Source organism: Plantactinospora sp. CNZ321 (assembly GCF_004217235.1).
In genome coordinates this window covers 72,897-87,392 of the sequence record NZ_SHKQ01000001.1, presented here as the reverse complement: position 1 = coordinate 87,392, position 14,496 = coordinate 72,897, and the positions used below count along the sequence as shown (strand labels likewise).

17 protein-coding genes are annotated in these 14,496 nt (G+C 70.9%); 8 read left to right on the top strand and 9 right to left on the bottom strand.

The features are described from left to right. Complete coding sequence (locus EV371_RS00360) at positions 1-858, bottom strand: ABC transporter substrate-binding protein (protein ID WP_130460269.1); 858 nt, start codon at positions 856-858, stop codon at positions 1-3. Positions 859-1,020: 162 nt separating this feature from the next. On the opposite strand from EV371_RS00360, the gene EV371_RS00355 reads away from it, so the two are divergent. From EV371_RS00355 to EV371_RS00335, 5 genes are all read left to right on the top strand, one after another. Beyond that, positions 1,021-1,584 carry a SigE family RNA polymerase sigma factor gene (locus EV371_RS00355; RefSeq protein WP_207230368.1) on the top strand — a complete coding sequence of 188 codons (564 nt, stop codon included), beginning with the start codon at positions 1,021-1,023 and terminating at the stop codon, positions 1,582-1,584. A gap of 83 nt (positions 1,585-1,667) precedes the next feature. Next, positions 1,668-2,870: a GerMN domain-containing protein gene (locus EV371_RS00350; protein WP_165436569.1), complete on the top strand. Its 1,203-nt coding sequence runs from the start codon at positions 1,668-1,670 to the stop codon at positions 2,868-2,870. 81 nt (positions 2,871-2,951) lie between these two features. Continuing rightward, positions 2,952-3,215, top strand: a complete 264-nt coding sequence (locus EV371_RS00345) for a phosphoribosyl-ATP diphosphatase (RefSeq protein ID WP_101366712.1) — start codon at positions 2,952-2,954, stop codon at positions 3,213-3,215. A 97-nt stretch (positions 3,216-3,312) separates the two neighbouring features. After that, complete coding sequence (gene hisG, locus EV371_RS00340; protein WP_130460267.1) at positions 3,313-4,158, top strand: ATP phosphoribosyltransferase; 846 nt, start codon at positions 3,313-3,315, stop codon at positions 4,156-4,158. Between the two features lie 865 nt (positions 4,159-5,023). Next, positions 5,024-6,445, top strand: a complete 1,422-nt coding sequence (locus EV371_RS00335; protein ID WP_130460266.1) for a cellulose binding domain-containing protein — start codon at positions 5,024-5,026, stop codon at positions 6,443-6,445. 161 nt (positions 6,446-6,606) lie between these two features. Here the strand turns inward: EV371_RS00335 and EV371_RS00330 are convergent, their stop codons facing one another. The 4 genes from EV371_RS00330 to fdxA all read right to left on the bottom strand — a co-directional run bounded on the left by EV371_RS00330 (position 6,607) and on the right by fdxA (position 8,588). Further along, complete coding sequence (locus EV371_RS00330) at positions 6,607-6,945, bottom strand: cupin domain-containing protein (RefSeq protein ID WP_130460265.1); 339 nt, start codon at positions 6,943-6,945, stop codon at positions 6,607-6,609. Positions 6,946-6,968: 23 nt separating this feature from the next. Then, positions 6,969-7,394 (bottom strand): hypothetical protein, encoded by a 426-nt coding sequence (locus EV371_RS00325; protein WP_130460264.1) that lies wholly within the window; start codon positions 7,392-7,394, stop codon positions 6,969-6,971. Between the two features lie 85 nt (positions 7,395-7,479). Further along, the gene (locus EV371_RS00320) at positions 7,480-8,247 is read right to left on the bottom strand and encodes a helix-turn-helix domain-containing protein (protein WP_130460263.1); all 768 of its coding nucleotides are present in this window, start codon (positions 8,245-8,247) and stop codon (positions 7,480-7,482) included. Next, entirely contained in the window at positions 8,244-8,588 is a 345-nt protein-coding gene (gene fdxA / locus EV371_RS00315; protein ID WP_130460262.1) for a ferredoxin, read from the bottom strand. Before fdxA ends, EV371_RS00320 begins: the two co-directional genes overlap by 4 nt. 58 nt (positions 8,589-8,646) lie before the next feature. Between fdxA and EV371_RS00310 the strand changes: the two genes are divergently transcribed. After that, entirely contained in the window at positions 8,647-9,258 is a 612-nt protein-coding gene (locus tag EV371_RS00310) for a DUF2249 domain-containing protein (RefSeq protein WP_130460261.1), read from the top strand. A gap of 154 nt (positions 9,259-9,412) precedes the next feature. On the opposite strand, the gene EV371_RS00305 is transcribed toward EV371_RS00310, so the two are convergent. Further along, complete coding sequence (locus EV371_RS00305) at positions 9,413-10,408, bottom strand: aldo/keto reductase (protein WP_130460260.1); 996 nt, start codon at positions 10,406-10,408, stop codon at positions 9,413-9,415. 56 nt (positions 10,409-10,464) lie between these two features. Here EV371_RS00305 and EV371_RS00300 point away from each other — a divergent pair, with 56 nt between their 5' ends. Then, on the top strand, positions 10,465-10,827 hold the full coding sequence (locus tag EV371_RS00300; RefSeq protein ID WP_130460259.1) for a MerR family transcriptional regulator: 363 nt from the start codon (positions 10,465-10,467) through the stop codon (positions 10,825-10,827). Positions 10,828-10,904: 77 nt separating this feature from the next. On the opposite strand, the gene EV371_RS00295 is transcribed toward EV371_RS00300, so the two are convergent. Together EV371_RS00295 and EV371_RS00290 are read right to left on the bottom strand one after the other, a co-directional pair. Continuing rightward, positions 10,905-11,270 (bottom strand): GntR family transcriptional regulator, encoded by a 366-nt coding sequence (locus tag EV371_RS00295; protein ID WP_130460258.1) that lies wholly within the window; start codon positions 11,268-11,270, stop codon positions 10,905-10,907. Then, entirely contained in the window at positions 11,267-12,061 is a 795-nt protein-coding gene (locus EV371_RS00290) for a hypothetical protein (RefSeq protein ID WP_130460257.1), read from the bottom strand. The genes EV371_RS00295 and EV371_RS00290 overlap by 4 nt, the downstream gene beginning before the upstream one ends. Positions 12,062-12,787: 726 nt before the next feature. Between EV371_RS00290 and EV371_RS00285 the strand changes: the two genes are divergently transcribed. Then, positions 12,788-13,000, top strand: a complete 213-nt coding sequence (locus EV371_RS00285) for a hypothetical protein (protein ID WP_130460256.1) — start codon at positions 12,788-12,790, stop codon at positions 12,998-13,000. Positions 13,001-13,082: 82 nt separating this feature from the next. On the opposite strand, the gene eno is transcribed toward EV371_RS00285, so the two are convergent. Next, entirely contained in the window at positions 13,083-14,390 is a 1,308-nt protein-coding gene (eno, locus tag EV371_RS00280) for a phosphopyruvate hydratase (RefSeq protein WP_130460255.1), read from the bottom strand. Positions 14,391-14,496: the final 106 nt, after the last annotated feature.

Here is a 14,496-nt window from a genome sequence, read left to right as displayed (position 1 = left end):
TCACGTGATGTCGGCTACACCGGCCACCTCGGAGAGCCAGGTCTTCTCCAGGTCCGCCAGCGTGCCGTTGCCGCGCAACGCGTCGACCGCGCCGCTCACGCAGCCGGTCAGCGGCGAGCCCTTGTCGAGCAGCAGGCCGAAGGCCTCCGGGAGCCCGACCTGCGGCAACTGCCCGACGATGGTGGCGTCCTTGACCTCGGCCGAGGTGATGTGGAAGGCGGTGGGCAGATCCACCACGATGCCGTCGATCTGGCCGTTCTGCAGCGCCTTCTTCGCGTCGTCGTTGGTGTTGTAGACCTGTGGCTTGACCGTCGGCTTGATCACGTCGGTGATCGCCTGGTAGCTGGTGGTGCCCACCTGCGCGCCGAGCTTGGCACCCCGCAGGTCGGCCAGCCGGGTCTTCCCAGCGATCTTGGAGCCCTTCCCGGCGACGACCGCCTGCCGGGCCAGGTAGTACGGCGAGGTGAAGTCGACCGCCTGCTTGCGCTCGTCGGTGATGGAGAACTGGTTGATGTCGAAGTCGAACTCCTTCGGCCCGGGCGCGATCGCGGTCTCGAACTTGACCCGAACCCACTGCACGTCGATCCGGGCGAAGCCGAGCTGTTCGGCGACCTCGTACGCGACCGCCGACTCGAAGCCCTTGCCGTTGGCGGGCAGGTTGTCGGCGAACCAGGGCGCGTACGCCGGGTCGTCGGTGGCGATGGTCAGCTTGCCCGGCGTACGGGTCTTCAGTTCCGCCTTGGTACAGGCGGGCTGTGCCGGGCCCGGGGTGGGTAGGTTCTGGGGCGCGCAGCCGACGAGGGCCGCGAGAACAAGGGTGGCGGTCGTGAGCGCGACCGGCAGAGATCGGCGAGCCATGGCCGACAGCATAGGCACACTTCGACGAAGATCCATAGATGGTCCCATCGGTCAGATCGACATATCGGCCTGTCAGCGGCCTGTCGAGTGGTGTCGGACCGGCGTGGCGGGTAAACCGGAACGGGCGGTAAACCGCAACGGACAGTCGCGCGTCATCCTGGCGTGACGACCCAACTGGTCTCCGACCCGCCCGGCGGGAGGACGATGACACGACCGGGACCACCACAGTGGTCGGCGGACGAGGCGATCACCAGCCTCTTCGCCGCGCACTACCGCCCGCTGGTGCGACTCGCCACGCTGCTCCTGCACGACCAGGGCGCGGCCGAGGAGATCGTGCAGGACGGTTACGTCGCGCTGCACGGGCACTGGTCCCGGCTGCGGGACGCCGACCGGGCCCTCGGCTACCTGCGGACCAGCGTGCTGAACCGGTGCCGGTCGGCGCTGCGGCACCGCCGGGTGGTGACGGCGTACCTGGCCGGGGTAGGACCGGCGGCGGACGCGCCGAGCGCGGAGGCCGGCGCACTCGACCTGCTCCGGCACGACGCGGTGATGGCGGCGCTGCGTACCCTGCCCACCCGGCAACGGGAGGCACTGGTGCTGCGCTACTACCTCGACCTCTCCGAGGCGGAGACCGCCGACCTGATGGGCGTCAGCCGGGGTGCGGTGAAGAGCCACACCTCGCGGGGACTGTCCGCGCTGAAGCAGACCATGGGGGCGGAGCGATGAACGAGCAATGGCGACCGGACACACCTGCGGACCCACCGTCGGCGTCGACGTCCGCGTCGGCGCGGATGTCGGCAGCGGCGCGGATGTCGGCAGCGGCGTCCGGATCGGCGGCGGGAGCGGAGGAGCGGGGGAACCGGGACGAGGACCTGCTGCGCCGGGTACTCGAGGCCGAGGCCGACCGGATCGAGCCGGGACCGGACGCGCTGCCCGGCATCCAGCGGCGGATCCTGGCCGGTGACCGGGGCGGCGCCCGGCGCTGGTGGCCGGGACCGCGCTGGTCGGCGCCCCGGGGCGCCCGGGGTCGGTGGGGCGGCTGGCCGCCGCTCGCGGCCGGTGCGGTGACGGTCGCCACGCTGAGCGTCGCGGCCGTGCTGGTCGGGCTGGTCGGCACGGTCGTCCCGACACCGTCGGACCGGGCCGAGCCACCGCCGGGCGCGGTCGGCGTCGAGCGGTCCGCGAACGGGTCACCGGCACCGGACGGGATCCAGCCCGGTCCGACCCCGCCCGGCGACGCCGTCACCCCGTCGGTCGGCACCGGCACGGGTACGCCGGCACCCGGCACCACCGCGGGCAGCGCCGGCCTGCCGGTCTACTACCTCGGCGGCGACCCGGGCCGACCCCGGCTCTACCGCGAGTACCACCGGCTGTGGCTGCACGACGGCTCGTCCCGGGACCGGGTCACCGCCGCGCTGCGGAACCTGCTGGACGGGCCGGTCGGGATGGATCCGGACTACCGCAACCCGTGGCCGGAAGGGACCGACCTGCGCACCGTGACCGTCCGCGACGGCATCGCCACCGTCGACCTGGCCGGGGCGGCCCGCAACGAGGTGTCCGCGCCGGTGGCGCGGCTGGCCGTGCAACAGTTGGTCTGGACCGTCACCGCGGTGCCCGGGGTCTCCGGGCTGCGGCTGCGGCTCGACGGCGCACCGGTGGACCGGCTCTGGGGCCGGGTCGACACCTCGGGGGTGCTGCGCCGGGCCCCGGCGATGGAGGTGCTCGCCCCGGTCTGGCTGATCTCGCCGCAGCACGGCGACGAGGTCGGCGGCAGCTTCGAGGTGCACGTCGCGGGGATCCTGGCCGAGGCGACCGCCCAGCTCCGGATCCAGGAGGGTACGCGTACCGTGCGCGAGCAGGTGGTCACGCTCTCCGTCGCCGGGCCGGCCCAGGGGGAGGCGAGGGTCGCCGTCGCGCTGCCGCCGGGCCGGTACACCCTGACCGCGTACGCGATCTCCCTGGCCGACGGGACCGAGCAGTTCCTCGACAACCACACCGTGACAGTGCGCTGAACCGGCCGGCGGTCCACCTGGTGGGCAGCCGGCCGACCCGGCGGCCCGGCCGGTGCCAACCGGCTGCGAGAATCGGATTCCGTGAAGACGTTCGAGGAGCTGTTCGCCGAGTTGCAGGCCAAGGCCGCAGCCGGCACACCCGGCTCGGCGACGGTGGCCGCGCTGGAGCGCGGCGTGCACGCGATCGGCAAGAAGGTCGTCGAGGAGGCGGCCGAGGCGTGGATGGCTGCCGAGCACGAGGGCCCGGAACGGGCCGCCGAGGAGATCTCCCAGTTGCTCTACCAGGCGCAGGTGCTGATGCTCGCCACAGGTCTGGAGCTCAAGGACGTCTACCGACATCTGTAGTGCCCCGCCGCGTCCCCTCCGGTCCACCGCACCGGATCCACCCAACGGACGCGTCCGTCAGCCCGATTCCGATCCCTGACCGCGAGGAGCACATCCGATGCTGCGCATCGCCCTTCCCAACAAAGGCACCCTGTCCGGACCCGCCGCCCAGATGCTGTCCGAGGCGGGCTACCGCCAGCGCCCCGACGACCGCGACCTGACCTGCCGGGACGACGCCAACGGCGTCGAGTTCTTCTACCTCCGTCCCAAGGACATCGCCACCTACGTCGGCTCCGGCGACCTCGACCTCGGCATCACCGGCCGGGACCTCCTGGTCGACTCCGCCAGCCCGGCCGAGGAGATGCTCGACCTCGGTTTCGGTGCGGCGACGTTCCGGTTCGCCGCCCGGCCGGAGACCGTCTCGACGGTCGATCAGATCGACGGCCGGCGCATCGCCACCGCCTACCCCGGAGTGGTCGAGGGTTACCTCACCGACCACCAGCTGCGCGCGACGGTGATCCGGCTCGACGGTGCGGTCGAGAACGCCGTACGCCTCGGCGTGGCCGACGTCGTCGCGGACGTCGTGGAGACCGGCGCCACGCTGCGGCAGGCCGGCCTGGTGATCATCGGTGAGCCGATCCTGCACTCGTCGGCCGTGCTGATCCGCCGGACCGAAGCCCCGGCCAACGGACAGGTGGACCAGCTCGTCCGGCGCCTGCAGGGGGTACTGGTCGCCCGCCGCTACGTGATGCTCGCCTACGACGTCCGGGCCGACCTGCTGGAGAAGGCGAGCGCGCTCACCCCGGGCATCGAGTCGCCGACCATCTCGCCGCTGCACCGGGAGGGCTGGGTGGCGGTGCAGGCGATGGTGCAGCGCCGGGACGTACACCGGATCATGGACGAGCTGTACGACGTGGGCGCCCGGGCGATCCTGGTCACCAACATCCACGCCTGCCGGCTGTAGCTCGCGGCCCGGCCGTCGCCCCCTGGCCATGGCCACCGTAGGTCCCGGCCCACCGGAACTTCCGGTCATCTTCCGGGAGCTGAGGTGGTCTCACACCTGGCGTCTACAGGTCTTGTGTCGAGCGGCTTCGATGGGTATTAATAGTGGTACGGCATGCCGACGGGGAGATTACCGGAACTTTTCGGCAACTGTCTCGGTCGGTCGCGGACCGCCGCCGGACCGACGACCGCCTGCGGGCGGTTGAGCATCGGCTGCCACGGACTGGTTCGTTGTCGGGTCGTCGGACCGGATCCGGCTTCCACGGCGCCGGATCCGGTCCGGGGAAGGTGCCGCCCGTGCTGCCAGTCAACGGCGGCGGCCCACCAGCGCCGCCAGTTGACACCGGCGGAAACCCGGTGCGGAGGGAAGGACGCCCCCTCCGCACCGGGTCGCCGTTGCGGCCCGCCCACTCCGGGCAGCGGATTTAGAGACCTACAAGATTCCTGCAAGCCTGGCCCGGCACATTGGTGGCCGTCAACGTCTCAGGTGGTTGGGCGGTCCAGGCGTGATCCGATGTGACGCCCTCTTGCCACCCCGAGCGGAAGCAGGGGGAACAGTACAGGTGTACAGGCCAAAGAGAATGCTCGTAGCGCTGGCCGGAACGGTCCTGATCGGGGGCGGTCTGGTCGGTCTGGGCACACCGGCTGCCGCCGCACCGACCGACCCAGCCGGCGGTTCGGGCGCGGCAGCGGTCCCGACGCTGCCGTCGACGTCAACCGCCACCCGTTGGAGGGAGCCCGACGCCGGGACATCGGCGAGCATCGAGTTCACCGATTCGGCAAGCTCGGCGAGGGCTGCCGCGCTGTCTCCGTACCTCGCGGAGATCGTGCGTTCCGCCAAGCGGGTGCGGACCGTCGACATCGACACCGAGACGCTCAACCCGTCGCTGGCCGCCGAGTCGGTGGCCCTCGAACTCTTCGACGACACCGACATCGCCCTGGAGACGACCGTGGCGCTGAGTCGGGGCGTCGGGACCAACGGCAGGTCCTCCAGCACGTACTCGGCCGGCGGCGCGGAGGGCGCGGCACTGTTCACCGTCGTCGACGGGAACCTGCACGGGGCGCTCTGGAAGGGCTCCACCAGGTACGGCATCGAGCCGCTCGGTGGCGGCCGGCACCTGGTGTTCGAGGATGGCCGGACGTATCCGGCCGAAGACGGTCACCCGGGTGAGACCCGAAAGGCCACCGGCGCACCCTCACCGGCGGGTCCGTCCGGCACGGGCACCATGGCGACGACGGTGATCGACGTCATGGTCGCCTTCGACGAGCACGCGCAGGCGACGTTCGGCAGCGTCGCCGCCGTCGAGGACGAGATCATCGAGATGATCAACGTCAGCAACATGACGTACGCCAACTCCCAGATCGACCTGCAACTGACGCTGACCAACAGCCTCGATCTGAACTACACGCGGAACGCCACCGACGGCACCGTTGACGACTCGCCCTACTTCACGGCGATCCGCAGCAAGACCGACGGGATCGTGGACAACCTCCACACGGCCCGCGACGCCAACGGCGCCGACCTGGTCGCGGTGATCACCGACGCGACCTCGGTCTGCGGTCTCGGCCGCTTCCCGACCAGCAGCAACCCGTCGGAGGTCGACGCGTACTCGCTGATCGACGGAGGTTGCGCGGTAGGCAACCTCTCCTTCCCGCACGAACTCGGGCACAACCTGTGTGCCAACCACGACCCGGACAACGTCGGATCGAACCCGTGTGACTCCGACGCGTTCGCGCACCTCAGCGTCGCGGACAACCTCCGCACCGTGATGTCGTACGCCAACGCCACCAACGGGTGCACCAGCTGTACGCGGATCCCGTACTTCTCGAACCCGAACGTGACGGTCAGCGGCTGGACCACCGGCATCACCGGGGCCCGCGACAACAGCCGGGTGCTGGGCGCGTGGGCGAGCACCATCGCCGCCTACCGTTCGTCGGGTACCAGCTCGTCGTGCGAGGTCGACTACGTCATCACCAACGCCTGGCCCGGCAACGTCCAGGTCGACCTGGTCGTGCGGAACAACACCGGTGCCACGATCAACGGCTGGACCGCGGGGTGGACCTTCACCGGAGGTGAGAGCGTCTACAACAGTTGGGGCGTGACCGTCTCGCAGACGGGCGCCCAGGCGACGGCCACCGGCACCGGCTTCGGTGCCACGATCCCGGCCAGTGGCAGCGTCACGGTCGGCTTCCAGGCCACCACCACCGGTACCCCGACGGTGCCGTCGCCGATCAGCTGCGTCGCCTAGCCAGGGACGCTGAGTAAGGGGCGCTTCGTAAGGCGCTCAGCCAGGGATGCGGCTCCGGTTCGGGGAGCCGGAGAATCGACAAGGCCGAGGATGGGGGCTGGCGGATAGCCGGTCCCCATCCTCGGCTCGTGGCTGAACTCGCGGGTTCAGGGGTCGACCGGTTAGGAGCCGAGCGTCGTCGCCACCGTGAGCAGGACGGCCGAGTCGTCGAGCGCGGTCAGGCCGTGCCGCTCGGCCGGAATGACCAGGTGGTCACCGGCGGATCCCTCCCAGGTGTCGGCGGCGGTGGTGAGACGTACCCGGCCGCGCAGCACCTGCAGCGTCGCCTCGCCGGGGCTGTCGTGGTCGCCGAGACTGTGCCCGGCGGCGAGCGCCAGCAGGGTCTGCCGCAGACTGTGCTCGTGCCCGCCGTGCACCGTACGGGCGCTCCGGCCGCTGCTGCTCTCCCGCGCTGTGGCCAACTGCTCGTCCACCAGGGTGGTCAGGGAGATCGACTGCATCACACTACCTTCCGACATGGTGCTCAGGCCGACAGCAACAGCGTGCCGGTGGTGATCAGGGCGGCGACCTTGACCACCTCCAGCACAACATAGGCGTAGTGCCCGCGCGAGCGGGGCGCTTCCGCACCGGCGAGGATCCGGTCCGACCGGCGGGTCAGCCGGGGTCGTACCACGGCGAGCTGCACCACCAGCGCCGCGACGACCACCGCGACCGCGACGGCACCGCCGGTTGTCGTGTCGGCGGCCACGATCGCGGCCACCAGCAGCACCCCGAGGACGATCTCGGCGGCGTTGAGCGCCCGGAAGACCAGTCGGCCGATGCCGAGCCCGATCGGCAGGGTGACCCCGGGGGCCCGGAACTTCAGCGGCGCCTCCAGGAAGGAGATCGCCAGCACCATGCCGAGCCAGACGAACGTCACGGCGGTGGCGATCGCCGCAGCCAGGCTCATGATTACTCCCTTCCCACGCCGACGCACGGCTGCGGCAGGTGACAGATCCTTTCCGCGCCGGTGCGCGGCTGCGGCAGGTTACCGGTCACGACGTGCCGCCCGCCGTGCCGAGGTGTGCCAGGCACAGATCCGGTTCGGCGAAGGGTTCGAGCCGCTCGACCGTGGCCGAGGCGCCGGTGCCGGTCAACGCACCCTGCATCAGCGCCAGATGCACCTGACAGATGACCTGAGCCTGGGTATGCACGAGATCGAGGAACGGGCAGTGCCGCAACCCGATCTGCCGGACGTCGCCCATGGACCGTCGCTCCGGCGCGAAACCGAGCTCGCCGAGCAACTCCACCAGCCGGTCGACCGCCTGCTCCTCGGTGTCGGCTGACGACCCGGCTGACGACTCCGCCGACCTGGCCGCCGACGCGGCTGACGACTCCGCCGCCGACCTGGCCGCCGATTCGGCTGGTGATTCCGCCGACCTGGCTGACGATTCCGTCGATCTGGCCGCCGACTCCGCGAGCTGCCGGCCCCAGGCACGCCCGGCTTCGGTCGCCCTGCCCAGCGCGGCGGGATCGCTGGCGACGCTGCCGGCCAGAATCCCCGCCAGTAGGCGGTAGTTGCGCGGTCCGGTCGGATCCATCCCGGGCCGAATCCGGAACAGCAGCGCCGGGCGGCCGGGACCGGCCGGGGCGGCGTGAACCCGCTCCACCTGCCCGGTCCCGGCAAGGGTGTCGAGATGGAATCGCACCGTGTTCGGGTGTACGCCGAGCCGCTCGGCGATGTCGGTGATGCTCAACGGCAGCGGTGAGGTGCGGAGCACGGCCAGCACGTCGGCGCGGCGGCCCGGGGGCGGCCGGTTCACGAGGTCTGCGGTGGCAGGGCGGCCACCAACGCCGTGTCGACGCCGAGCGGGCCGAGCCGGGCCGCACCGCCGGGCGAGCCCAGCGGCGCGGCCCGGCCGGGCAGGGTTTCGGTGAAGAACCGCTCGTTGTCCGGCTCGTGGATCTGCCACGCGTCGGGCAGGTCGGCGTCGTAGTAGATCGCCTCGACCGGGCAGACCGGCTCGCAGGCGCCGCAGTCGACGCACTCGTCCGGCTGGATGTAGAGGCTGCGGGCGCCCTCGTAGATGCAGTCCACCGGGCATTCCTGCACGCACGCCCGGTCGAGCACGTCCACGCAGGGGAGCGCGATCACATAGGTCACGACTTGAGTTTACACAACCGGTACTTGTATAAATAGGGGTCCGACGAGAGGAACCGCGATGCCCGACCAGGAACTCGACGTGCGTGGCCTGCCCAAGCCGGACAAGCACCCGACCATCTTCCGGACCTACGACGCCCTCGCCGTCGGTGAGTCCTTCGTGCTGATCAACAACCACAATCCCCGCCACCTGCGTGACGAGTTCGACATCGACCACCCCGGGGGCTACGGCTGGGACTACCTCGACAAGGGGCCGCAGGTCTGGCGGATCCGGATCAGCAAACTCGCGTCGACCCCGCTGCCGCGCATCCTCTGCGACACCGCGACGGTCGCCGCCAGCGGCGACCCGGACGCCGCCGGAGCGATCTGGAAACTGCCGATGAGCGAGCGGGACCTCGACTCCAACATCGTCGCGCTGCCGCCCGGCGGCGACATCGACGGGCACGCCGGCCCGGATCTGGACGTACTCCTCGTCGTCCTCGCCGGGTCGGGCCAGCTCGGCACCGAGCTCGACACGCTCGACCTTCGACCCGGGGCGCTGGTCTGGTTGCCCCGCCGCTCCCGGCGCCGGTTCGTCGCCGGCCCGGACGGGCTGCGCTACCTCACCGTCCACCAGCGCCGCCGCTCCCTCGTCCTCGGTGCCACCGTGGGAGGTGCCGAGGCCGCCGGCTGACGCTGGCGGAACCGGTGTGGAGGGAAGGACGGCCCTCCGCACCGGCGGACGTACCCGGAAGCCTTTCGGGGAGATCGTGTCTCCGGTGGCCCGGGCTTGAGAGGCGATCGCCGGACCGCTTCTCAAGCGCTGTCGCGCCGCCTCTCCGGCGTCGCTAGTCGGCCGTCGTGACGGTGGTCATGATCTTATCGATCTGGGCCATGTCTGCCGTGGTCAGCGGCCCGAAGGACATCGCGGCGGCGTTCTCCTCCACCTGCTCCACGGTGCGGAATCCAGGGATCGGCACCGTGGCCGGGCTGCGCGCCCACAGCCAGGCCAGCGCCCCCTGGGCCAGGGTTCGGCCGCCGGAGGTGAGCACCTCGCGGATCGCGTCGATCGCCGCGAGCCACTCGGGCGCGCCCACACCGTCGCGGAAGTAGCGCATCCAGGGCAGGGCCTGGCTGCGTACGTCGTCGCCGGGCACCTGCCGCCCGTCGTGGTACTTGCCCGACAGCAGCCCCATCGCCAGCGGGCCACGGTTGATGCTGGCCAGATCGAACTTCTCGCAGACCGCGAGCAGCTCTGCGGAGCCGCTGAGCACCGACAGGTCGTGCTGGATCGCCGTACAGCCGGCGCCGGCCTCGGCGAAGGCGGCGGCTCGGGCGGGGTCGTCCGTGCTCCAGCCGTAGGACCGGATCCTGCCCTCGGTGACGAGGTCGTCGAGGACGGCGATCATCTCCAGCGCCCGCGCAACGGGCAGGTCGCCCAGGTGAAGCTGGTAGAGGTCGACGTAGTCGGTCCGCAGCCGGCGCAGCGAACCCTCCAGGCAGGCGCGGACGAACTCCAGGCTGTCGTCGGTGCCCAGGGCGAGGCGGCGCTCCTCGTCGAAGGTGAAGCCCCACTTGGTGGCGATGACCACCTCGTCGCGTACGCCGTGGAAGGCCGAGCCGATGAGTTTCTCGCTGTGCCCGGCGCCGTAACTGCTGGCGGTGTCGAAAAACGTGATGCCGAGCTCCCGGGCCCGGTGCAGGGCCCGGATCGACTCGTCGTCGTCGCGCGAGCCGCCCCACCCGTACTGGTTGGCGCTGTCGCCGTACGGGCCACCGATCGCCCAGCAGCCCGCACCCAGTGCACTGATCTCGATGCCACTCCGGCCAAGAAGTCGTTTCATGACATCACTGTGCAAGCTGGAGCGCGCTCCAGGTCAAGGCGCCTATGCTGCCGCGCGTGGATACCTACACCCCCTCGGCGGCGGCGCAACGCACCGGGTTCAGCCTCGACACCCTGCGCTACTACGAACGGATCGGCCTGCTCAGTGAGATCGGGCGTACGTCCGGCGGTCGCCGGGTCTTCACCGACGACGACCTGGGCTGGCTGGACGTCCTGCGGTGCCTGCGGGACACCGGGATGCCGATCGCCCAGCTGCGCCGGTACGCCGAACTCGCCCGGCAGGGCGAGATCACCCTGGCGGAACGTCTCGCCCTGCTGGAGGAGCACTCCCGGGAGGTGGAGGAGCGGATGGAGCTGCTGCGCCACCAGTACGCCCACCTCCAGGACAAAATCGCCTGGTACCGCGGACAGCTCGACTGACTCTCCGGAAGTCGCGTGACTCAGGATGGCGTCGCGTGACTCAGGAGGGTGCCGCGTGACTCCGGGTGTCGCCGGACTCAGGGTGTCGCGGGCCGGCCGAGTGCCGCCTCGACGATCCGGATCGCCTCGCCGGGATCGATGCCGATGCTGGTGACGACCGCCGCGTAGTCGTGGGCGGCGCGGCGAGCCTGTTCGAGAGCCTTCTCGCCGGCGGCCGAGACGAACGAACCGGCCCGGCCACGGGTCTCGATCAGCCCGGCCTCCTCCAACTCCCGGTACGCCCGCCCGACGGTGTTCACGGCGAGGCCGAGGTCGGCCGCGAGCCGCCGGATCGTCGGCAGTCTCGTCCCGACGGCGAGCGTGCGATCCTGAATCTGCCTCGCGAGCTGGGCCCGGAGCTGCTCGTACGGCGGAGTCGGCGAGCCCGTGTCGATGACGATCATCCGGTGACCATGGCACGCCGAGCGGCCGTCCCCACACCCGTGCTCCGGTAGTGGATCAGGCAGTACGCGATGCCGCCCACCACCACGAGCCCGATCGAGGCGACGTTCCACCAGCCGAACGATTCCCCGTACAGGAAAATTGCCGGCAGCGTCCAGACCAGGCTGGGGGTGACGAGGGCGCGGGCGTCCTCGACCCGCATGATCACATCGGCGGTGAGCGACGCCTCGTCGTCGGCCACGGCCGGGCTCGCCAGCACGTTGCGCAGTTGCAGCACGATGCCGACGGCGGCGCCGGTGAGTCCGATCAGGACGACGGTCGCCCCGCGCCGCAGGCCGGGATCGGGAACCGCGAGCGCACTCACCGCGAGCACCAGGGCGGCGGTGAAGCTGGCGACCGTGAAGACGGCGTACGGCCGACCCAGCACCGCCGACCAGCCGAGCTGGACCGGGTGGGCGACCCGCCGGGACAGTCGCGCGCCGGCCCGCCGGTCGGCGTGCCGCACCCACCAGCCGAGCAGCCACTGCGCCACCAGCAACCCGACCACCAGCGCCACCAGCACCAGCATCGGCAGCCAGGAGGAGGTGACGTCGCTGGTCCGCACCGACACGTGGGTGAGTGCCGCGCCGACGATGAATCCAGCCAGCAGCAGGCTGTCGGTGACCCTGGCCCGCCGCCGCACCGCCAACCGCGTCGCGATCAGCGGGGTCGGCTCGACGTCGGTCAGGCCGTGCCGCTCCAACCACACCCCGGCCAGCCACCGCTTCGGGTCCGTCTGAGCTGACTGTCGCATGCCTCTACCTCCGAATGTCGCAAGCTTTGTATCAACAGCCTGAGTCATAGAATGCGACAATGTCAAGCTCGAGTCGGGGCACTGCGGCTGCCCGCCAAGCCGGCTCGGGTGCGGCGCGGTGGTGGGGTTGGATGTATTGGTAGGTCCTGGCCGAGTTGATCATCCAACGTCGCCGCGCTGTCCTCGACAGAGTTGTATGGCCGCGCCGACACGTGCTGCCGCGTCCATAGGTTGGTGGCGGGTCGACGTTGAAGCCGACACAGCGAGGCAGCAAGCGGTCCGAACCAGGCGCCCAAAAGCGAACTCGCCACCGCCGTCTGCCTGACTTCAGCGCCACGAGGTTGGTCTTGGCCTCGGTATCCTGCCCGAACCGGCGTCAGAGTGGCAGGTGGGACGCCATGGCTTGTTTCCATCGCGCTCGCGTCGCCAGCGAGGCGTCGGCGAGCAGCAATGAGTTGTCCAACCGCTAGGCCTCCGAGTCCTGGAGGTCGGGGCGGTGCTCCCTGATCCAGCGCTCGACGTCCTCGGCGCGCCAGATGCGCCCCACGGACAGCACCGCCACCGGGTCGGGGAAGGACTTCGAGTTGGTGATCTGGTAGGCGCGCGTACGAAGACGTACCCGTTCAGCGGCAGCGGTGGGCGGGGGCGCAAGACGTACCCGAGGCTGTCGAGACCTCGCGGTGCGACGGGGCGTTCGTTTACGTGCGGCCGGGGGAGCGGTGGGCGGTGCTCAGCGGCAACCTGCCGACGGACCGCGCTTTCGGGCAGGAGTTCCGCATCCGCTGGGCCCGGGTGAATGCCGCCGTCACCGCAGCTGAGGGTGGCGTGGTCAACTCGGTCTCGGGCGACATCAGCGGCGCGGTGGTGCAGGCGCGAGACGTACATGGTGGAATTCGGTTCGGTGGCGGGCGTCGGGCCTCCAGCGGCCCGGGCACCTGATGGCGTCGGCGGCGCATCCGGCACGCGAGCGGCCCCCCGATCGTGATCGGGGGGCCGCGTAATCTCTACCGCTGCCTGCCGTTCACGCTCGACGCAGTGCGGAGCGGCCCGCGAAGCGCGCCGAGTCGCCCAACTCCTCTTCGATCCGGATCAGTTGGTTGTATTTCGCCGTGCGGTCGGAGCGGGAGAGCGAGCCGGTCTTGATCTGACCGCAGCCGGTCGCCACCGCCAGATCCGCGATGGTGGTGTCCTCCGTCTCGCCCGAGCGGTGCGACATGACGACCGTCCAGCCCGCCTCGTGGGCCGTGGTCACCGTGGCCAGCGCCTCGGTCAGGGTCCCGATCTGATTGACCTTGACCAGGATCGAGTTGCCGACGCCGGTGCGGATGCCCTCGCGCAGCAGCGTCTCGTTGGTGCAGAACACGTCGTCGCCGGTGAGCTGGCAGCGGTCGCCGACCCGGGCGGTCAGCTCGCGCCAGCCGTCCAGGTCGTTCTCCGCCATCGGGTCCTCGATGGAGACGACCGGGTAGCCGTCGATGAGCTTGACCAGGTAGTCGGCGTGCTCGGAGGGGGTGCGGCGCACTCCCTCACCCGCGTAGTCGTAGACCCCGTCGTGGAAGAACTCCGACGACGCCGGGTCCATGACCAGGCCGATGTCCTGGCCGGCGCGGTAGCCGGTGCGCTCGATGGCGGTCATCACGAAGTCGAGCGCCTCCTCGGCGGTACGCAGCGCGGGCGCGAAGCCGCCCTCGTCGCCGACGCCGGTGGAGTGCCCGGCGGCCAGCAGGTCGCGGCGCAGGGTGTGGAAGACCTCGCTGCCCATTCGTACGGCTTCGGCGAAGGTCTCCGCGCCGACCGGCGCGATCATGAACTCCTGGAAGTCGAGCGGATTGTCGGCGTGGGCGCCGCCGTTGACGATGTTCATCATCGGCAGCGGCAGGAGGTGGGCGTCGGCGCCGCCGAGGTAGCGGTAGAGGGGCTGGCGGTGGGCTGCCGCGGCGGCCTTGGCGGTGGCGAGGGAGGCGCCGAGGATCGCGTTGGCGCCGAGCCGGGACTTCGTGGCGGTGCCGTCCAGGGCGACCAGCGCGGCGTCGAGACCCGCCTGGTCCGCCGCGTCCCGGCCCCGCACGGACGCCGCGATCTCCCCGTTGACGTGGGCCACCGCGCGGTCGACGCCCTTGCCGTGCCAGCGCGTCGAGTCGCCGTCGCGCAGCTCCACGGCCTCCCGGGCGCCGGTGGAGGCGCCGGAGGGGACAGCCGCGCGCCCCAGGGACCCGTCCGCCAGGAGGACGTCGACCTCGACCGTGGGGTTGCCCCGGCTGTCGATGATCCGGCGGGCGGTGACGGTCTCGATGGTGGCGTTGACGGTTCCGACTGCCTTCGCGGACATAGGAGTCCTTCCGTTGTCGTGTGCCGTGGCCCCGGCTGCGACAACGCTGGCGCTGGGCCCGACAACCCGGAATCTACAGCAATGCTGTTCAGCCTTGCTGTACAGG